Raw genomic sequence first — 18,298 nt, 5'->3', positions numbered from 1 at the left:
ACCCAAGGGACTCTTATGCGAATTTCCCGTCTGTCCACGATCGTCATCAGTCTTGCCGCCGCACTTCCCATGCTTGCCGCCGCCGAATCGATCGCCGTCGTCAACGGCTCTTCCATCGACAAGAAAGAGCTGGACCGTGCAGTGAACACCGTCATCCAGAGCAGCAACGGCCAGACCGCCGACACGCCGCAACTGCGCGAAGACCTGAAAAACCGGCTGATCAACCGCGAAGTCATCCTGCAGGAAGCGCGCCGTCGCGGCCTGGACAAGGATGCGAACGTGATCAATGCAATCGCCGAAGCCAACATGAACATCCTGCAGGATGCCCTGTTCGGTGACATCGTCAAGCACGAGCCGATCGCCGAAACGGCCATCCGCGCGCGCTACGACAGCCTGGTGGCCAAGTACAAGAACTCGCGTGAAGTTCACGCCTTCCAGATCGTCACCTCGACCGAGGGCGAAGCCGAGAAAGTCATCGCCGACCTGAAGAAAGGCTCGCGCTTCGACCAGCTTGCCCGTACGCGCTCGCTCGACCCGTCGGCCAAGCAGAGTGGCGGCGATATCGGCTGGAACAATCTGGACATGGTGCCGCCGGCCCTGGCCAATGCCCTGAAAGACCTGAAGAAAGGCCAGGCATCGACGTCGCCGTTACGCACCAATGTCGGCTGGCATGTCTTCAAGGTCGAAGATGTACGCCCGGCGCAAATCCCGCCGTACGAGCAGGTCAAGCCCCAACTCCAGCGTCAGCTGGTGGACGAGGAAATCAACAAGGCCGTTTCCGAACTGCGCAGCAAGGCGCAGGTTCAGTAAACTTCAACCGACAGGACAACCATGAATAAAAAGCTGCTGATCAGCACGCTCGTCGCCGCCGTACTCTCCTCCGCCTCGATGGCGGCGGATCCGACGGTAAACGGGACCACCATTTCGCAGGCCCGGATCGACGCCGTCGCCGCCATGATGCAGGGACAACAGGGTCAAGGCCAGGCGGACGAAAGCGCCGGCAAGCCGCAAGACCAGGCGCGCGATCAACTGATCACCGCCGAAGTCCTGCGCCAGGAAGCGGTACGCAAGGGTCTGGACAAGCAGCCCGATGTTCGCATCGAGCTTGAAAACCTGCAGGCCATGACGCTGGCCCGCCACCTGATCCAGGACTACCAGAAGGCCAACCCGGTTACCGAAAGCGACCTCAAGGCCGAGTACGACAAGCTGAAGGCCCAGATGCCGGTCAAGAAAAGCTACCATGCCGAGCATATTCTGGTGAAGACCGAAGCCGAAGCACGCGCGATCATCGTCGCGCTGAAGAAAGGCCGCCAGTTCGAACGCCTGGCTCGCGAAAAATCGCTGGATACCGGCAGCAAGGCCAATGGCGGCGATCTGGGCTGGAACGACCCGGAAAGCTTCGTCCCGGAATTCAGCCAGGCCATGGTCAAATTGTCCAAGGGCCAGGTGACGCCGCAACCGATCAAGACCCAGTTCGGCTGGCATGTGATCAAGCTTGACGACATCCGCACCGAAGAAGCGCCGTCTCTCGATTCGCTGCGCCCGCAGCTCGAGCAGCGCATCCTGGGACAACGCATCGACAAGTACATTTCCGACCTGAAGGCCAAAGCCAGCATCAAGCTGCAATAAGCGACAGCGGAAACGACGGCGCAGCGCGGAAGCACGACTTCCGCGCTGCGCCGTTTTCAATCCTCGTCCGGAACCCACCCGGGCACGCGACCGGCCGCCAGTGCCGCCAGCCCCTCGCGCGCCTCTTCGCCCGCCAGCAAGCGCAGATACAACTCGTGCTCGTGCTGCGCCTGCCGGGCAAGCGTTGAAGAGGCCGCTTCGCGCAACAGCCCGCGCGTCGCCGCGACCGCTTGAGCCCCCTGCCGCGCCGCCTTGCCCGCCAGGCTGAGGGCAACGATCTTGGCGCAGCCGGGATCGACCAGCTCCTCAGCCAAACCGATGCGGCAGGCCAGCTCGGCATCCACCTCTTCGCCACCGAGCAAAATCCGCTTGGCCCACGCCTGCCCGACCTTGTCGACCAGGCGCTTGCTGCATCCGGCCAGGGGAACGAGCCCCATCCGCGTCTCCGGCATCCCCAGTCTGATACGGCGTTCGACGACCATGAAGTCGCACGCGAGCGCGCAACCGAGGCCGACACCCATGGCATCGCCATTGAGCGCGGCCACCGTCACCCCGGGGTAGCGATCGAGCGCGCCCAGCGCCGCCTCCCAGGCCGCCGCCCAGCGTTCTGCAAACGCGGCGCCGCCCAGGCTCAGTGCCGCGCAATCGCTGCCGACACTGAAACAGGCATCGCCTGCACCGGTCAGAACCAGCGCGCGGATATCGCTGCGCGCGCCGAGCGCCGTCACCGTTTCGGCCAGCTCGCATACCGCCTCCAGCACCCACACATTGCCCGGAGGATTCCGATACGTCACGATCGCAGCCAGCCCCAACTGCTCCTGCATCAAAAATTGGCCCATTATGGCTCCCTGACAACAACCCCGAACATCGCGCGTCGTGTACCGACGTCTCTGTTCCGTTCTAGCCCCGAGCGTCCCACAATGCCAACAAAATAAGCACCGACCACCGCCTTGCCACAGGCATGCCGGCTACGCCGATGCGGAAAGGGCTGCTAAAATGGGCGCGCGCATGCCATCCGGCGTGACGCGGGACTCTGCCGCGAATCCGTGGCATGGCAAGCGACGATAATGATAGAAACCAGTTTTTGGGTATTGTTCGTGACCGGCCTGCTCGGCGGAGGCCATTGCGTGGGCATGTGCGGGGGCATCGTCACCGCCCTGACCTTCGGCCTGCCGCAGGGTTCGTCGCGCTGGCCCTACTTGTTCGCCTACAATCTCGGGCGCATCGCCAGCTATATCGCGATCGGCGCACTGCTCGGCGGGCTGGCTCAGCTCGGACTTACGCCGCAGTGGGCGCGACCGGGACAGATCGTCCTGTTTGCACTGGCCAACATCATGATCATCGCGCTCGGCCTGTATCTGGCCGGATTGTCTTCAGCGGTGCGGCTGGTGGAAAGCGCCGGACGGCCGCTATGGCGTCGGCTGCAGCCGCTGGCAGCCCGCTCGCTGCCGCTGCGTTCGCCGTGGCGCGCACTCGGCGCCGGCGCCATATGGGGCTGGCTGCCTTGCGGCCTGGTCTATAGCGCCAGCCTGTCCGCGCTAGCCAGCGGCGGAGCCATGCAAGGGGCGCTTTGCATGGCCGCTTTCGGACTGGGGACGCTTCCCAATCTGCTGGCCATGGGCGCCTTCGCGACGACCCTGCGCCAGTGGATGCAGAAACGGCCAGTCCGCCTGCTGGCGGGACTGGCCGTCGCCGCGCTCGGCGCGGTGCAACTGACGCGATTGGCGCTTACTTCAGCGCTTTGAGCAGGGTCGACACGTTGTAGCGGAACATCGCCTCCCATGTCGCGGCCGGGCCGCGGGCATCGGACAGGGCATCCGAATACAGCTTGTCATTGACAGCGACCCCGGCTTCGTTGGCAATCTGGCGCAGCACCCGCTGGTCGCTCATGTTTTCGAAGTAGACCGCCTTGACCCGTTCGCGCCGAATCTGGCGAACCAGCTCAGCCACCTTGCGCGCCGAGGCCTCGGCATCGGTGCTGACCCCTTGCGGCGCCAGGAAGCGGATCTGATAGCGCGCACCGAGGTAGGCGAAGGCATCGTGCGACGTCAACACCTTGCGCCGCTCGGGCGGCACGGCGGCAAAGGCGGCGGCGGCCCAGCGATCGAGCGCGGCCACGCGCGCGGAAAACGCCGCCGCGCGGGCAGTATAGCCGGCGCGACCGTCCGGGTCGGCGGCAATCAAACCGTCGCGGATCGTGGCGATATAGCGCAGGACCCGCTGCGGATCCTGCCAGGCATGGGGATCCAGGCCCCCGGCCTCATCGCCGCCGCTCGCCTTCAACGACGTAACGCCGCGGCTCGCCACAATGGTCACCCCCTTGAAGCCGGCGGAACCGGTAAGCCGCCCGAGCCAGCCCTCGAGGCCGAGGCCGTTGACCACGAACACGCGCGCCTGCGACAGGCGCCGGACATCGGCCGGAGCCGGCTGGAACACATGCGCATCTTGGTCGGCCCCCACCAGCGCAGTCACGTCAACCCTGTCGCCCCCCACCTGGCGCGTCATATCCGCCACCATGCTGAAGCTCGCCACCACCGGAAGCTTTCCGGCCAGCGCCGTCGACAGCGCACACGCCAGCAGCGCCGCCAGCCCCCATTGCATCGATCTTTTCATCAACTCTCCAGATGACGCGCGCGCCAGTAGCGCGGCAAGGCCCCCCCCTGACGCGCGAGCAGCAGGGACAACAGATAGAACACACCGGCAAACAGAATGATCGCGGGGCCCGACGGCAGATCGAAATAATAGGACAGCAACAAGCCCCCCAGGCCGGAGACGAAAGCCACCGACACCGACATGGCCAGCATCGCGCCGACCGAATTGACCCACAGCCGGGCGGCAATGGCGGGCACCATCATCAAACCCACGGCCATCAGCGTGCCGAGCGCCTGGAAACCGGAAACCAGATTCAGCACCACCAGGACCAGGAACACCATATGCCAGATACCGCCATAGGCACCGATCGCACGCAGATAGACAGGATCGAGGCTTTCAAGCAGCAAGGGCCGATAGATCAGCGCCAGCGCCAGCAAGGTAAAAGTGGCGACGCCGGCCACCAGGTAGAGGGCGGCATCGTCGACGGCCAGCACCGAACCGAACAGCAGATGCATCAAATCGATATTGTTGCCGCTCTTGGATACGATCAGCACCCCAAGCGACAACGAGACGAGGTAGAACGCGGCAAAGCTCGCGTCTTCGCGTATGGTGGTAAAGCGCGTCGCGAGCCCGGCGAGCAAGGCGACGCTGACGCCGGCGACAAAGCCGCCCAGGCTCATCGCGGGCAGGCTCAAACCGGCCAGCATGAACCCCACCGCCGCCCCGGGCAGCACGGCATGACTCATCGCGTCGCCAACCAGGCTCATGCGGCGCATCATCAGGAACAGGCCGATGGGGCCGCTGCCAAGCGCGAGGGCGAGACAGCCGACCAGCGCCCGGCGCATGAAGCCGAATTCGATGAAAGGCTGCACCAGCAAGCCATAGAGATGCCCTATCATGCGGCCTCCGCTTTTACATGGCACACCGCAGCATGCTCATGCCAATGGTGCGCCTTGTCGACAGCCTGACGCAGATTGGCTTCGCACAACACCTTGTCGGTCGGCCCCCAGGCCACCACTTCACGTGCCAGCAGCAAGGTCTGCGGGAAAAAGGCACGCACCTGTTCGTAGTCGTGCAGCACGGCGATCACGGTACGGCCCTGTTCGCGCCACGCGCGCACCAGTTCAAGCAAATCGTAGGTCGTGCGCGCGTCAACGGCGTTAAACGGCTCATCGAGCAAAATCAGGCGCGCGTCCTGCACCAGGATGCGGGCGAACAGCACACGCTGGAACTGCCCGCTGGACAGCGCGGAAATCGGCCGCTCGGCGAAATCTTCGAGGCCGACCATCGCCAGGGCCGCGCGCGCTGCGCGCCAGCCGGCGGATCCGACTCGGCCGAACAGGCCGGTGCGCTGCCACAGTCCGGTGCTGACCAGATCCAGCACGTTGACCGGCAAGCTACGGTCAATCTCGGACTGCTGCGGCAGATACGCAATCTGCTGCCGCTTGAACCCATTGAGCAAGACACGCCCGGAGTCGGGCTCCAGCGCCCCGATCATGGTTTTGAGCAAGGTGCTCTTGCCGGCGCCATTGGGGCCGAAAATCGCGGTGGCCTCGCCCGCGGCGAACTCGCCGCAGACATGATGCACGGCCGGATGCCGCTGGTAGGACACCGTCACATTATCCAGGATCACGTTCATGACCGCGCTCCCAGCGCCCAAGCCACCAGCGCCCACAGCACACCGGCCGCAATGAGGGCCAGCGCGAGGCGCTGACCGGCCGACATCGCCAACAGGCTGATGCGGCGTTCTCGCAAATCGTTCATATTCATCTTCTAAGACGGTTACCGTTGCCGACAGGCGCAGAGCGCCGCCTCGAGCGCGACGGCATCGACCTCGCCCTCTGCTATCGCTTCGAAGCGGCTGTCGCGCCGCCAGGCAACCTCGACCGCATTCCACTGCCCTTCGAGCCAGTTGAGCCAGACCCAGCTGTCTTGTACGCGAAACACGCCCTTGGCGCGCACCAGGCCGGGCACCAGCGCCGGCAGCCGCTCGAAAAAGCTCACCAGCGCCTCGCCCTCGAATTCGGTCTCAGGCGGAAATACCCAGCCTTGCGCCGCATGGGGAGCGATGGCCGCACGCTCAAGCGCCGGACGATATCGCGTATCGACACGGCCGACCGCCAGATCGAGCCAGTCCGCATCGACTTCGCCACGGCAGACTTCCGCAATCCTGGCCTTGGCCGGGAACAGCGCCTGCGCCTGGCACCGGAATGCCTCCAGCGTCGCCACGTCGGCCAGATCGATCTTGTTGGCGATCAAAACATCGGCCAGCGCGACCTGATCGCGATACAACGGCTGTCGCCAGTAGTCGGGATTGGTGAACTGGCGGGCATCGACCAGCGTCAGCACCGCGCCCAGGGTCAGGGCATCGCCAAGCGGCTTGCGCCGCAGTTCGTCGACCACGCCGGCGGCATGTGCGAGGCCGCTGGCCTCGATCAGCAGGCGGTCCGGCCGCTCGCGTCGCAGCAGCGTCGCCACGGTGGCAGTCATCTGCGGACCCGCGACGCAGCACAGGCAGCCGCCGGCGATTTCCGCCACCGGCAGCTCGCCATCGCTCAGGGCCGCGCCGTCGATACCGACTTCACCGAACTCGTTGACGATCACCGCCCATTTTTCGCCCGGGCGCCGATGCGCGATCAGATGTCGCAGCGCCGTGGTTTTCCCGACCCCGAGAAAACCCGAAAACAGATTGACTACCGTTTTTTTCATCATGCCAGACACGCCTTGCAGGTACCGGTCAACACCAGGTTTTGCGGCGCGATGGTAAACCCCAGCTGCGCCGTGGCGGCGCACAAGGACGACAGCCCTTGCGCCGCATCGAGCTCCAATACGCGGCCACAATCCTGGCACACGAGGAACAGGCCATCGTGATGGCATTCGAAATGTTCGCACACGATAAAACCGTTGAGCGCTTCGACCCGGTGCAACAGACCCTGCTCAACCAGAAAGTCGAGGGCGCGATAGACGGTCGGTGGCGCCGCCGGTCCCCGCTCGCGCTGCAGATCCGCCAGCACCTGATACGCCTTGACCACACCATCATGGCGCAGGACCAGCTCCAGCACACGCCGGCGCAGCTCGGTCAGTCGGCACCCGCGTTGGGCGCAGTGGCGTTCGGCCTGAGACAGATAGCTGACAGCGTCCATACCGGACTCCGATGTTGGATTAGCGTTACAGTATAACATAAGTCATTCACAAGACTTAACAGCTCGCCGTACCGATTCCCTCTCAGACTGTGATAGCATCCCCATATACTCCTATAAAGCCGTGAGGATTATCTGCATGAAATACATGCTCATAGCAATTCTGGCCGCCCTTGCGACCAGTCAAAGTTTCGCCGCCGAATCCGCCTCCGCCTGCGTGGCCAGCAATGAACAATGGACGGCGGCTTCCGGCTCGCCGGCCGGTGGCGATGCGTCTTGCGATCGCGACGATCTGGCCAAGTTCTCAGCCCATATCGACATGCTCGATTTCTGATTCGGCCCTGCGCGAGACGGGACCCGGATTCCCGAGCGCGGCAACAAGCCTGGAAACAACCACGATGAAATTGATACTGACCGCCGGCCTCGCTGCCCTTGTCGCCATGCCGGCCATGGCGGCGCCTGGCGGCGCGGAGCGCCAGCACGCCTTCAAACAGGTCCTGCTCGACTTCGAACCGATGGGCTTGATGGTTCGCGAACGCGACCCGTACAAAAAAGGCGCGTTCATCCAGCACGCCGATGCGCTCAAGCTGGCGGCCCGCCAGCCCTTCACCCTGTTTCCGCCGAACAGCATCGACGGCAAGAGCCGGGCCAAACCGGAAATATGGAGCCAACCCGCCCGCTTCGCTGCTGAGAAGACCCGCTTCTTCGCCGCCGTCGACGCGCTGGACACCGTCGCCAGAAGCGGCGACCTCGCCGCGATCAAGAAAAGCTACGCCGTCGTCGCCCAAAGCTGCAAATCCTGCCACGACAGTTTCCGCGGCCCGGAACGCTGAGCGGCGACGCGCCCCGTCAGCCCAGCGCCAGCAGGGCTCCCACCACCAGCAATACGGCCAGAAGCAGGCTCGCCAGCGCCAGCCGCCATGACGCGAGAAATGGCACGCCGGCTGCGGCCGGTACGCGCTTGCGCCCGGTCACCATGGGCAACAGCAGATTCTGCTTTTTCAGCACGCGGTAGCCGGCAATGGCGACGACATGCAACAGGGACAGCAGCAGCAGCAGATTGAACAGGCGCTTATGCCAGCCAGTCACGGCCTCGGCCAGCGCCGGTGCGATACGATGCGCCAGCGGGCCGTCGAAAAGATAGCTGTCGACATCGGCGGCGAACAAGCCGCTCGAAATCTGCCCCCCCAGCAAGGCCAGCAGAACCAGCACCATCCAGCCCCCGAGCGGATTGTGGCCAGCCGACGGCGCGTCGCCGCTTCTGAGGTATCGCAGCACGGTCGACGGGCCGCCGACGAAATCGGCAAAGCGCGCGCTTTGGCTGCCGATCACCCCCCAAAGCAGCCGGAACAGCACCAGCACCGCCAGCGCCTCCCCGCAGCGCAGATGCAATGCCAGCCAGCCTCCGCCGATCTTCCCTGTCGCCGCCATCACCGCCAGCAGCAATACCATCGTCCAGTGAAACAGACGGGTCGGCACATCCCATACCGTGACTTCACGCTCCTCCATCATCCCTCCTCGTTCGCCGCGCCGCTCATTGCACCACGGCAACATGGCCAAAATGCGCTTCCAGCGTTTGCAGCACCGACATGGCCGCTTCGAGCTGCTCCGGCTCGACGCAGCCCAGCGCTTCGTTGAAAAACGCCTGCCGCAATGGCTCGCCTTCCACGATCACGGCGCGTCCCTCCTCGGTCAACGCCACCCGGGTCAGACGGTTGTCGTCCGGATCGGTGCGCCGGCGCACCAGGCCTTCGGCCTCGAGCAGCTTCATCTGCCGCGTCAGCGAGCCCGGGTCCATCATCAATATTTTCGCCAGCGACTTCTGCGTCATGCCGTCTTCCGCCGACATGGCGCGCAGTATGCGCCAGCGTGGCAGAGGGTGCCCGACCCTGAATTCGAAAGCGGCCACCAACGCGCGCCCGGTACGCCCGATCTGTTGCAATAAATTGCGGTCGGCTTCAACCATGTATCGACTCCTGCCTGCTTCGATCAATTCTGACAAACGGCACCTTGTGCTCCCGGCTCAAGGATACCCGCTACACGCCCGCTCCCGCTACCGACAGACAGGCAAGAGACGAGACCGGGATGACACGGACGGCCGGGCCCATCGACCAAGACCGCAGCGGCACGGCATCGCCCCCAGGGACGGTACCCTGCGACCAGACAGGCCTTCAGCGCCCGGCCGCGAGTGCGATTTCCCGGCGCATGCTTTCGACCAGGCGCTGCGCCTCGCCGCTCGCGCGCAACCGCTTCAAACCCAGATTGAAGCGGCGCACCAATTCGGGGCCTTGCGCCTGCTTGCGCGATATGACCACATGCATATCGGCGCTCCAGAACGAGTGCGGCGAATAAGTCAGCCGCAAGCGCTGCGCAGCGCTGAAATGCTGTGCCAGCAGCATTTCCCCCACTTCGGCATCGATGGGAAACAGATCGATATGCCCGACCAGAAGTTTGCGGAAATTGGAAAGATCGTCGGCCGCCGCTTCGGTATGCAGCATCCCGATATCCTGCAGCCGGGCAAACTCATCGGAATAGCTGTTGCCCGTCGTCACGCCGATGCGGTAGCTGCCGAGATCATTCAACGACCTCCATGGAATCGAGCGCTCGGCGCGCTGGAAAAAAACCATGCGCAACCGCATGACCGGGTCGGTATACAAGAGATCCTGCTGGCGCTCGGCAGTCACCGCCCAGCCGAGGCTGCCATCCACCACACCGTTGCGGGCCGCCTGCAAAGCCCGGTTGTTAGGATAAAAGACATAACGCACCCTGACATGCTCGAGCCCGAATGCCGCGCTGACGATACGCGACAGCAGCCCGTAGCCGGGAAGAGACTCGCCCAGATAGGGGGGATATTCGGGATTGGACAAGACGATGTCGAGCACGCGGGGCGCCGCCTGGCAAGCGGCAGCAGCCAGTCCCAGGACAAACAGCAGAACACGTGGCAATTTGCGCATGAGCACCTCCAGCCCGTTCTGAGTCTAAGCAGAAACGCCCATCAGCACCAGCCGTCAACCCGCCTGATACACATCAAATCACGATCCGAATTGGTGCATAGGCGCAATTTGAGGCATGGTGCCATCATTTGGCAACACAATGAAATTGTGTGCCAAATATAACGGATAAATCTGGTTAAAATACAAATAAAAATGGATTTTTTAGAATTAATATTGCAAAAACACGTTTGACGCTTGCGGGCGACGATGGTTAGATGGCGGCCTGTCGCGCGTACGAGCCGCGCGGGCAGCTCAACACATGGAGAAACCAACGTGAGCGACACCCCCCCCTCCTCCGGACTGAAGCGCGAGCTGAAAAACCGGCATATCCAGTTGATCGCCCTCGGCGGCGCCGTCGGCACCGGCTTGTTTCTGGGCTCGGCCAGCGTACTGAAAGCGGCTGGCCCGTCCATGATTCTTGGCTACGCCATCGCCGGCTTCATCGCCTTCCTGATCATGCGCCAACTCGGAGAGATGGTCGCCGAAGAACCGGTCGCCGGTTCGTTCAGCCACTTCGCCTATCGCTACTGGGGGCGTTTCGCCGGCTTTCTGTCCGGCTGGAACTACTGGGTGCTCTATGTTCTGGTCAGCATGGCCGAACTGACGGCGGTAGGACAGTATGTTCAGTTCTGGTGGCCGCAAGTGCCGACCTGGATAACCGCACTGGTCTGCTTCATCGCCATCAATGGCATCAATCTCGCCAACGTCAAATCGTACGGCGAAGCCGAATTCTGGTTCGCCTTGATCAAGGTGGTCGCCGTCATGGCGATGATCCTGTTCGGCGGCTATCTGTTGTGGTCGGGCGCGGGCGGCCCGCAGGCAACAGTCAGCAATCTGTGGCGCGACGGCGGTTTCTTCCCGCATGGTTTCAGCGGCCTGTTCATGATGCTGGCGGTGATCATGTTCTCTTTCGGCGGGCTGGAATTGATCGGCATGACCGCGGCCGAAGCCGCCAATCCGCAGAAGGCGATTCCCAAGGCCGTCAATCAAGTGATCTATCGCATCCTGATTTTCTACATCGGCTCGCTGGTAGTATTGCTGTCGCTCTACCCATGGAGCAAGGTTGCCGCTGGCGGCAGTCCCTTCGTGATGATTTTCCGGCAAATCGGAGCCGGCGCAACGGCCCACGTCCTCAATTTCGTCGTACTGACGGCGGCACTGTCGGTATATAACAGCTGCGTCTACGCCAACAGCCGCATGCTGTACGGCCTGGCCGAACAAGGCAACGCACCGGCCGCGCTGAAAAAACTGGACCGCCGCGGCGTACCGGCCAATGCCACGCTATTCTCGGCACTCGCCACGTTTACCTGCGTGATTCTCAACTATGTACTGCCGGGCGAAGCGTTGGGCATCCTGATGTCGCTGGTGGTCGCAGCACTCGTGACCAACTGGGCGATGATCAGCCTCACCCACTTCAAGTTCCGGCAGGCCAAGGGCGGCGCCAAGCTGGTTTTCCCCGCGCTCTGGTACCCGCTCTCCAACGGGATCTGCCTGGCCTTCATGATCATGATCCTCGGCATCCTGCTGTTTACGCCGGGGGCGGCGATCTCGGTCTACGTGCTGCCGCTGTGGGTGTTGCTGCTCTGGGTCGGCTTCTATATGAAGAACAAGGCACAGCCGGCTCCCGCGCGCGCCACACAGACGCCGTAACCCTTTCCCGTCAGCTCCCCGTGCCGGCGCGCGCACCATCCGCGCGCCGGCACGTGTCGCTTCAGACACTGCCCGCTGCCATGGCGCGGGCACAGACATCGTCCCAGGCCCCGATCGCCATCTCGGCAACAAGCGCGAGCTCGTCCGCTCCCGCTCCATCCTTGGCCTGAACCGACATGCCCTGGATGATGGCGCCGTAGAAACGGGCAATCGCCAGGCAATCGGTTGCGGCGGATAGTTCGCCCGTGACCTTCCCCTTGTCGACCCGTGCGACAAATGCCGCCATTGCCCGCCGCCGCAACTCGGCCAGATGGTCGGCCACGGCATCGTTTTCCTCGGCGCAGGCAAGTACGGCCGTCGAAATCATGCACCCGGGCGGGTGCGCCGGGTCGACAAAGCGGACCGCACACTCGCGCAGCACGGCGGACACCGCGTCGTGCACGCTGCCGTCCGGTCGCAAAGGCCCGACCGAACACGCCCCCTCGCCCGAGCCATAGCGTTCGAGCGCTTCGCGATACAAGCCGGATTTGGAACCGAAGGCGGCATAAAGGCTGGTCGGGGAAATGGACATTGCCTGGGTCAGGTCGCTGATCGAGGCCCCTTCGTAACCAAGTCGCCAGAAAACCTGCAAGGCCGTGTCCAGTGCCTGATCGCGATCGAAGGCGCGCGGACGGCCCCGGCCGCGGCCGGGAGACATGTTTATTTCTGTATCGGTCACTCTTGAATTCTTCCAGACAGACGGTTAATATCGTAACGATCGTTACATAAAGTATACAGCCTGAGCATCACCCGTAACAGCGCGTCTGCCCCCCCACCCTTTCGGAGTCACCAAGCATGCCGACCCAAGCCCTGTTTTCCCCATTCGAATATAAATCGCTGACATTGAAAAACCGCATCGTGATGGCGCCGATGACACGCATGTTCTCGCCGGGCGGGGTGGCAAACGAGGCGGTGGCCGACTACTATGCCCTGCGCGCGGCAGGCGACGTGGGCCTGATCATTTCCGAAGGCACCGGCGTGGCGCGCGCGGCGTCGCTCAACGAACCGAATGCTCCGCGCTTTCACGGCGCAGCGGAACTGGCCGCCTGGAAACAGGTGATAGACCGCGTACACGCCGCTGGCGGCGTGATGGCGCCCCAGCTCTGGCATGTGGGCGCCGTTCCAGGGCAAACCGCCGGCTGGGCGCCGACCCCGATCGACAGCCCTTCGGGTTTGTTGCTCGCCGGCAAGAAAGTTGGCGAACCGATGTCGGAGTCGGACATCGCCGACACGATCGCGGCCTTTGCCCGCGCCGCCGGCGATGCCAAGCGGCTCGGCTTCGACGCGGTCGAACTGCACGGTGCGCACGGCTATCTGATCGACGAATTCTTCTGGGACGCCACCAACACGCGCCAGGACCGCTTTGGTGGCGCGACCCTGCGCGAGCGCACACGGTTCGCCGCTGAAATCATCCAGGCCGTACGCGCGGAAGTGGGGGCGGACTTCGCCATCATCGTGCGTCTGTCGCAGTGGAAGGGGCAGGATTTCACCGCCCGCATGGCGCATACCCCGCACGAACTGGAAAGCTGGCTGTCGCCGCTTGTCGCGGCGGGCGCCGACATCCTGCACTGCTCGCAACGCCGCTTCTGGGAACCCGAGTTCAGCGGTTCGGAGCTCAATTTCGCCGGCTGGGCCAAGAAACTCACCGGCCAGCCGACGATCAGCGTCGGGTCGGTCGGACTGTCGGGCGACTTCATTTCGGCCTTCGGCGGAGAAAGCTCGACGCCCGCCTCGATCGACGGGCTGCTCGAACGCCTGGAGCGCAAAGAATTCGACCTGATCGCCGTCGGACGCGCCCTGATCGTCGACCCGGACTGGGCGCGCAAGGTCGGCGCGGGCCGCTTCGACGAACTCAAGCCTTTCGACCGTACGGCCCTGGGCACGCTGGTCTGAGCGCGCACGAGCACACCCATCGCGACGGCGCCCCCGTCCGGATCGTGGCCATGGCAGGGCTGCCGCCGCGGGCAGCGGCCATGGCGCCGTTTTCGGCGGCGTTTCGCTCCATGCGGTTGAGGCCGGAATGGCACTTCTCGAAAAAGCGATGGGCGAGAATTCTGACAAATAGAAAAAGCCACAGCGTTGCTGCGGCTTTTTAATACAATTAAACGATATTACGCACAAATCAGCCAATATTTTGTACTGTCATACATCGATCCTTTGTACCGAATAGCCATTTACAAGGATCACGTGTACCAAGATTGGAAATCTGCCCGAAAAACTCGGCACACACTCATCGACATCAGGTGATGGCGCGAACCCACCCCTTATCCTTAAGCACGGTCGACAACGCACATTGGTGGCAAATATGCTACCATCAAACCATGAGAGTCGTTCTGGACACCACTATTTTTCTAGGCGCTTGCCTGGGCCTGGGCGCCGCCAACCAGACGGTTGCAGCCTGCCTGCGCGGCGAACTGACCCCGCTGATAGGCACGACGCTGTTTAACGAGTACGAGGACGTACTCCATCGGCCTGACTTGTTTCAGCGCAGCCGCTTGAATGCCGACGAACGCGAAATATTGCTGGATGTTTTTCTGTCGTGCTGCGAATGGGTGCGCATCTACTACGCGTGGCGCCCCAATCTTCGCGACGAAGGCGACAATCACTTGGTGGAACTTGCGATTGCCGGGTCAGCTCAAGCCATCGTGACGCGAAACCTGCGGGATGTCGCGAACATGGAACTAAATTTCCCCCACCTCCGAATCATCGGACCGGAAGTAATCTTGCAGGAGTTACATCGATGACCGCTTTGACCGTTCGTTTGGCCGATGAAAAGTATCAACGCCTGAAAGCACTTGCCCATGCCCGCGGCACCAGCGTCAACAGGCTGGTAGATGAAATGGCCACATTGATGCTGGCCGAATTCGACGCAGAAACCCGCTTTCAGGTCCGGGCTGCTCGTGGAAAAGGTCAGATTGAGGCCGGAATGGCCCTTCTCGAAAAAGCGATGGGCGAGAATTCTGACAAATAGAAAAAGCCACAGCGTTGCTGCGGCTTTTTAATGCAATTAAACGATGTTACGCACAAATCAGCGCTGATCAATCCATTTTTGCGCTGAAATCGTCATCACGCCCCCGCACCATGCGCCTGCTCGTCGGCATGGTAGCTCGAACGCACCATCGCGCCGACCGCCGCATGCTTGAAGCCCATTTCCAGCGCCTTCTCCTCGAACATGCGGAAGGTATCCGGATGGACGTAGCGCAGCACCGGCAAGTGACCGTCCGATGGCTGCAGATACTGGCCGATGGTGATCATGTCGATATTGCTCGCGCGCATGTCGCGCATGACGTCCAGGATCTCTTCGTCGGTCTCGCCCAGCCCCACCATCAGACCCGACTTGGTCAGCACCTCGGGGTTGCTCGCCTTGTAGGCCTTGAGCAGGGCCAGCGAATGCTCGTAATCGGCCCCCGGACGCGCCTGCTTGTACAGGCGCGGCACCGTTTCCAGATTATGGTTCATCACGTCGGGACGGGTCGCGCCAAGAATCCCGATCGCCATCTCGACGCGGCCGCGGAAATCGGGGACCAGGACTTCGATCTGGGTTCCCGGCGACAGCGTGCGCACTTCGCGAATGCACTCGGCGAAATGGTCGGCACCGCCATCGCGCAGGTCGTCGCGATCGACCGAGGTGATCACCACATAGCGCAGCTTGAGCGCAGCCACCGTCTCGGCCAGATTGCGCGGCTCGGCCGCGTCCAGCGGATTGGGACGACCGTGCCCGACGTCGCAGAACGGGCAGCGACGGGTGCAGATATCGCCCATGATCATGAAGGTCGCAGTCCCTTTGCTGAAGCATTCGCCGATATTCGGACAGGTGGCTTCTTCGCACACCGTGTGCAGCTTCTGCTCGCGCAGGATGCTCTTGATTTCCTGGAAACGCTGGCCGTTCGGCAGCTTGGCGCGTATCCATTCCGGCTTTTTCAGCTTTTCGTCCAGCGGAACGATCTTGATCGGGATGCGCGCCGTCTTGGCCGCTCCCTTGTGTTTCACACCCGCCTGGTTGTCCACCTTCATTTTGTCTCCTTTGCCATGGACAGGTTGGCGCGCAGATGCGGCAGCAGCCGTTCGGCGACCTCGCTCACACTCAGCGACACCCCCAGATCCTTGATTTGCGTTACTTTCAGGTTGGGATAACCACAGGGGTTGATCCAGTCGAACGGCGTCAAGTCCATGTCCACATTCAGCGACAGGCCATGATAGACGGCCCCGTTGCGGATGCGCAGCCCCAGCGAGGCGATCTTGGCGCTGCCGACATAGACTCCCGGCGCATCGACGTCGCCATGGGCGGCGATTTCGAAGTCGGCCATCAGGTCGATGACCGATTGTTCGATACGGCGCACGAGCTCGCGCACACCGATATGCATGCGCTTGAAATCGATCAGCAGGTAGCTGATCAGCTGGCCCGGGCCATGGTAGGTCACTTGCCCGCCGCGGTCGGTGCGCACCAGCGGGATATCGGTTTCGCGCAAGACATGCTCGGTCTTGCCGGCCAGTCCCAGCGTATACACCGGTTCGTGCTCGAGAAACCAGATTTCATCGATCGTCTGCGGCGTGCGTGCCGACGTGAAAGCCTGCATGGCGTCGAACACCGGCTCGAAGGCCACCCGCCCGAGATGCTTGACCCGACAGTCCATCTACAGCACCACCTTGACCATGGCATGGCCAGTCAATGCGAGATAGATGCGGTCGAGCTGCTCGCGCGACACGGCCGTCACCGTCACCGTCAACGAAATATAGCGCCCCCCCGAACTGTCGCGCGCCACCACATCGTGCTCCGCCAAGTCGGGCGCATGCTCGCGCACGACCTCGATAATGGTGGCGGCAAACGCCTCATGCCGTTCGCCCATCACTTTCAGCGGAAAGCGGCAGGGGAACTCCATTATGTCCTTACGATCTTCACTCATCGACGACTCACCTCGCTAGCGCCCGCGCGGGAGCAAACCCGCGCGGAATCCCTTCATCTTACTTCCACTTCAACAGCAACTTGATGCTGTCCCACAACCGGCTGAAGAAGCCGCCCTCGTCCACCGATTGCAAGGCCACCACGGGCTGTTGTTCGAGGACCTTGCCGTCGAGCGAAACCGTCAACTGCCCGACAACCTGACCGGCCTTGACCGGAGCAAGCACCGGCTGGCGCGTGCTCAGATCGATTTTGATCCGCCCGGCCTCGCCCTTGACCACGGTCGCGTAGACGTCGCGGGCGAAGCCGATGTCCAGCTTCGAGCTGGCGCCCTTGTAGACCGGGATCACGCTGAGCGGCTTGCCCGCCTGATAGAGTTTGGGCGTCTCGAAAAACTGCAAGCCGTAATTCAACAACTTCGCGCTTTCTTCCGCCCGCGCCTCCGGGCTCGCGGTCCCGACCACCACCGACACGACACGTCGGCCATCGCGGTGCGACGAGGCGATCATATTGTAGCCGGCGCGGTCGGTGAAGCCGGTCTTCATGCCGTCGACATTCGGATCGCGATACAGCAACAGGTTGCGGTTGGGCTGGGTGATGTTGTTATAGGTGAAGGACTTGATCGAGTACGTCGGATAGAACTCGGGGTAGTCGTGAATGATCGCGGCCGACAGAATGGCCAGATCATGCACCGTCGTATAATGCTCGGGGTTCGGTAAACCGGTCGCATTCTTGAACTGGGTATGCATCATGCCCAGTTGACGCGCTTGCGAAGTCATCATCTGGGCAAACACGTCTTCGCTGCCGGCAATCGCCTCGGCCAGCGTGACACAGGCATCGTTGCCGGACTGCACGATCATGCCCTTGATCAGCTCGGACACCGGGGCCGGACGCTTGGGATCGAGGAACATGCGCGAACCTTCGGTCTTCCAGCCGCGCTCGGACACCGTCAGTTGCTGGTCGAGGCGCAGACGATGCTCCCGCAGCGCCTTGAACGTCAGGTAGGCGGTCATCAGCTTGGTCAGGGACGCCGGTTCGACGCGCGCGTCGGGGTCCTGCTGGGCCAGCGGCTGGCCACTGTTGTAGTCGAGCAGGTAATAGGCCTTGCCTGCGATCTGGGGGACGGGGGGGACAAAAGCGGCGGCAAAAGAAACAGCGGGCAGCGCAAACGCTGCGGCAACAACAAATCGGTTCATTTTTTTCATGTCTTGATCAATAGCATTCACGACGCGGCGTGGTAAAAACAAGTTGCCAATTATACACTGCCCCGCCCGGCCTGCCCGCATGGATTACACGTGAGGCGCCGACGCGGCAGTACTCGCATGGCGCGGCGCAACAAAACGCGGCATGCAAAC

Annotated in this window: 24 protein-coding genes; 9 read left to right on the top strand and 15 right to left on the bottom strand. The window is 62.7% G+C overall.

Annotated elements, in window-relative coordinates:
* Positions 1 to 15 precede the first annotated feature (15 nt).
* Together G520_RS0115645 and G520_RS0115640 are read left to right on the top strand one after the other, a co-directional pair.
* Positions 16 to 810: a peptidylprolyl isomerase gene (locus tag G520_RS0115645; RefSeq protein ID WP_028536467.1), complete on the top strand. Its 795-nt coding sequence runs from the start codon at positions 16 to 18 to the stop codon at positions 808 to 810.
* A 21-nt stretch (positions 811 to 831) separates the two neighbouring features.
* Positions 832 to 1,629 (top strand): peptidylprolyl isomerase, encoded by a 798-nt coding sequence (locus G520_RS0115640; protein ID WP_028536466.1) that lies wholly within the window; start codon positions 832 to 834, stop codon positions 1,627 to 1,629.
* Between the two features lie 56 nt (positions 1,630 to 1,685).
* On the opposite strand, the gene G520_RS0115635 is transcribed toward G520_RS0115640, so the two are convergent.
* Positions 1,686 to 2,468: an enoyl-CoA hydratase-related protein gene (locus tag G520_RS0115635; protein WP_028536465.1), complete on the bottom strand. Its 783-nt coding sequence runs from the start codon at positions 2,466 to 2,468 to the stop codon at positions 1,686 to 1,688.
* Between the two features lie 228 nt (positions 2,469 to 2,696).
* Between G520_RS0115635 and G520_RS0115630 the strand changes: the two genes are divergently transcribed.
* On the top strand, positions 2,697 to 3,374 hold the full coding sequence (locus G520_RS0115630) for a sulfite exporter TauE/SafE family protein (RefSeq protein WP_028536464.1): 678 nt from the start codon (positions 2,697 to 2,699) through the stop codon (positions 3,372 to 3,374).
* Here G520_RS0115630 and G520_RS0115625 read toward each other — a convergent pair.
* From G520_RS0115625 to G520_RS0115600, 6 genes are read right to left on the bottom strand one after another with little or no spacing between them, the layout of a single operon-like run.
* Positions 3,358 to 4,242, bottom strand: a complete 885-nt coding sequence (locus G520_RS0115625) for a metal ABC transporter solute-binding protein, Zn/Mn family (protein WP_028536463.1) — start codon at positions 4,240 to 4,242, stop codon at positions 3,358 to 3,360. The two genes, G520_RS0115630 and G520_RS0115625, sit on opposite strands and share 17 nt — an antisense overlap.
* A complete protein-coding gene (locus G520_RS0115620) occupies positions 4,242 to 5,120 on the bottom strand; it encodes a metal ABC transporter permease (protein WP_211222849.1) in 879 nt (292 codons plus the stop codon). Before G520_RS0115620 ends, G520_RS0115625 begins: the two co-directional genes overlap by 1 nt.
* Positions 5,117 to 5,860: a metal ABC transporter ATP-binding protein gene (locus tag G520_RS0115615; RefSeq protein ID WP_028536461.1), complete on the bottom strand. Its 744-nt coding sequence runs from the start codon at positions 5,858 to 5,860 to the stop codon at positions 5,117 to 5,119. Before G520_RS0115615 ends, G520_RS0115620 begins: the two co-directional genes overlap by 4 nt.
* A complete protein-coding gene (locus tag G520_RS25720) occupies positions 5,857 to 5,985 on the bottom strand; it encodes a hypothetical protein (protein ID WP_281424746.1) in 129 nt (42 codons plus the stop codon). Before G520_RS25720 ends, G520_RS0115615 begins: the two co-directional genes overlap by 4 nt.
* Positions 5,986 to 6,003: 18 nt before the next feature.
* Positions 6,004 to 6,930: a CobW family GTP-binding protein gene (locus G520_RS0115605; RefSeq protein WP_028536460.1), complete on the bottom strand. Its 927-nt coding sequence runs from the start codon at positions 6,928 to 6,930 to the stop codon at positions 6,004 to 6,006.
* Positions 6,930 to 7,364: a Fur family transcriptional regulator gene (locus G520_RS0115600; RefSeq protein ID WP_028536459.1), complete on the bottom strand. Its 435-nt coding sequence runs from the start codon at positions 7,362 to 7,364 to the stop codon at positions 6,930 to 6,932. Before G520_RS0115600 ends, G520_RS0115605 begins: the two co-directional genes overlap by 1 nt.
* 136 nt (positions 7,365 to 7,500) lie before the next feature.
* Here G520_RS0115600 and G520_RS0115595 point away from each other — a divergent pair, with 136 nt between their 5' ends.
* Both G520_RS0115595 and G520_RS0115590 read left to right on the top strand, forming a co-directional pair.
* Entirely contained in the window at positions 7,501 to 7,695 is a 195-nt protein-coding gene (locus tag G520_RS0115595; RefSeq protein WP_028536458.1) for a hypothetical protein, read from the top strand.
* Between the two features lie 64 nt (positions 7,696 to 7,759).
* Positions 7,760 to 8,194, top strand: a complete 435-nt coding sequence (locus G520_RS0115590; RefSeq protein WP_028536457.1) for a c-type cytochrome — start codon at positions 7,760 to 7,762, stop codon at positions 8,192 to 8,194.
* Between the two features lie 16 nt (positions 8,195 to 8,210).
* Here the strand turns inward: G520_RS0115590 and G520_RS23115 are convergent, their stop codons facing one another.
* The 3 genes from G520_RS23115 to G520_RS23105 all read right to left on the bottom strand — a co-directional run bounded on the left by G520_RS23115 (position 8,211) and on the right by G520_RS23105 (position 10,315).
* Entirely contained in the window at positions 8,211 to 8,873 is a 663-nt protein-coding gene (locus G520_RS23115) for a cytochrome b/b6 domain-containing protein (protein WP_036666395.1), read from the bottom strand.
* Between the two features lie 22 nt (positions 8,874 to 8,895).
* Entirely contained in the window at positions 8,896 to 9,327 is a 432-nt protein-coding gene (locus G520_RS23110) for a MarR family winged helix-turn-helix transcriptional regulator (RefSeq protein ID WP_036666394.1), read from the bottom strand.
* A 205-nt stretch (positions 9,328 to 9,532) separates the two neighbouring features.
* Positions 9,533 to 10,315, bottom strand: coding sequence for a substrate-binding periplasmic protein (locus tag G520_RS23105; protein ID WP_051229448.1), 783 nt, complete (start codon positions 10,313 to 10,315; stop codon positions 9,533 to 9,535).
* A gap of 312 nt (positions 10,316 to 10,627) precedes the next feature.
* On the opposite strand from G520_RS23105, the gene G520_RS0115570 reads away from it, so the two are divergent.
* Positions 10,628 to 12,004, top strand: coding sequence for an amino acid permease (locus G520_RS0115570; RefSeq protein WP_028536456.1), 1,377 nt, complete (start codon positions 10,628 to 10,630; stop codon positions 12,002 to 12,004).
* A gap of 61 nt (positions 12,005 to 12,065) precedes the next feature.
* Here the strand turns inward: G520_RS0115570 and G520_RS23100 are convergent, their stop codons facing one another.
* Positions 12,066 to 12,701, bottom strand: a complete 636-nt coding sequence (locus G520_RS23100; RefSeq protein WP_051229447.1) for a TetR/AcrR family transcriptional regulator — start codon at positions 12,699 to 12,701, stop codon at positions 12,066 to 12,068.
* Between the two features lie 137 nt (positions 12,702 to 12,838).
* Between G520_RS23100 and G520_RS0115560 the strand changes: the two genes are divergently transcribed.
* From G520_RS0115560 to G520_RS0115550, 3 genes are all read left to right on the top strand, one after another.
* Entirely contained in the window at positions 12,839 to 13,936 is a 1,098-nt protein-coding gene (locus tag G520_RS0115560; RefSeq protein ID WP_028536455.1) for an NADH:flavin oxidoreductase, read from the top strand.
* A 428-nt stretch (positions 13,937 to 14,364) separates the two neighbouring features.
* The gene (locus G520_RS0115555) at positions 14,365 to 14,787 is read left to right on the top strand and encodes a putative toxin-antitoxin system toxin component, PIN family (RefSeq protein ID WP_028536454.1); all 423 of its coding nucleotides are present in this window, start codon (positions 14,365 to 14,367) and stop codon (positions 14,785 to 14,787) included.
* Entirely contained in the window at positions 14,784 to 15,014 is a 231-nt protein-coding gene (locus G520_RS0115550) for a hypothetical protein (protein ID WP_036666393.1), read from the top strand. Before G520_RS0115555 ends, G520_RS0115550 begins: the two co-directional genes overlap by 4 nt.
* Positions 15,015 to 15,109: 95 nt before the next feature.
* Here G520_RS0115550 and lipA read toward each other — a convergent pair whose 3' ends face one another.
* Genes lipA through G520_RS0115530 form a run of 4 tightly spaced genes read right to left on the bottom strand, consistent with a single transcriptional unit; the run spans position 15,110 to position 18,139 of the window.
* Complete coding sequence (gene lipA / locus G520_RS0115545; RefSeq protein ID WP_028536452.1) at positions 15,110 to 16,057, bottom strand: lipoyl synthase; 948 nt, start codon at positions 16,055 to 16,057, stop codon at positions 15,110 to 15,112.
* Positions 16,054 to 16,677 (bottom strand): lipoyl(octanoyl) transferase LipB, encoded by a 624-nt coding sequence (gene lipB / locus G520_RS0115540; protein ID WP_028536451.1) that lies wholly within the window; start codon positions 16,675 to 16,677, stop codon positions 16,054 to 16,056. Before lipB ends, lipA begins: the two co-directional genes overlap by 4 nt.
* Positions 16,678 to 16,947, bottom strand: coding sequence for an HP0495 family protein (locus tag G520_RS0115535; protein WP_028536450.1), 270 nt, complete (start codon positions 16,945 to 16,947; stop codon positions 16,678 to 16,680).
* Between the two features lie 58 nt (positions 16,948 to 17,005).
* Positions 17,006 to 18,139, bottom strand: a complete 1,134-nt coding sequence (locus G520_RS0115530) for a D-alanyl-D-alanine carboxypeptidase family protein (protein WP_425516762.1) — start codon at positions 18,137 to 18,139, stop codon at positions 17,006 to 17,008.
* Between the last annotated feature and the right edge of the window lie 159 nt (positions 18,140 to 18,298).

It is taken from the genome of Paludibacterium yongneupense DSM 18731, from assembly GCF_000422925.1.
GTDB classification, from domain to species: domain Bacteria; phylum Pseudomonadota; class Gammaproteobacteria; order Burkholderiales; family Chromobacteriaceae; genus Paludibacterium; species Paludibacterium yongneupense.
Note: the sequence above shows the minus strand (reverse complement) of the source record. Positions and strands in the feature narration are given on the sequence as shown.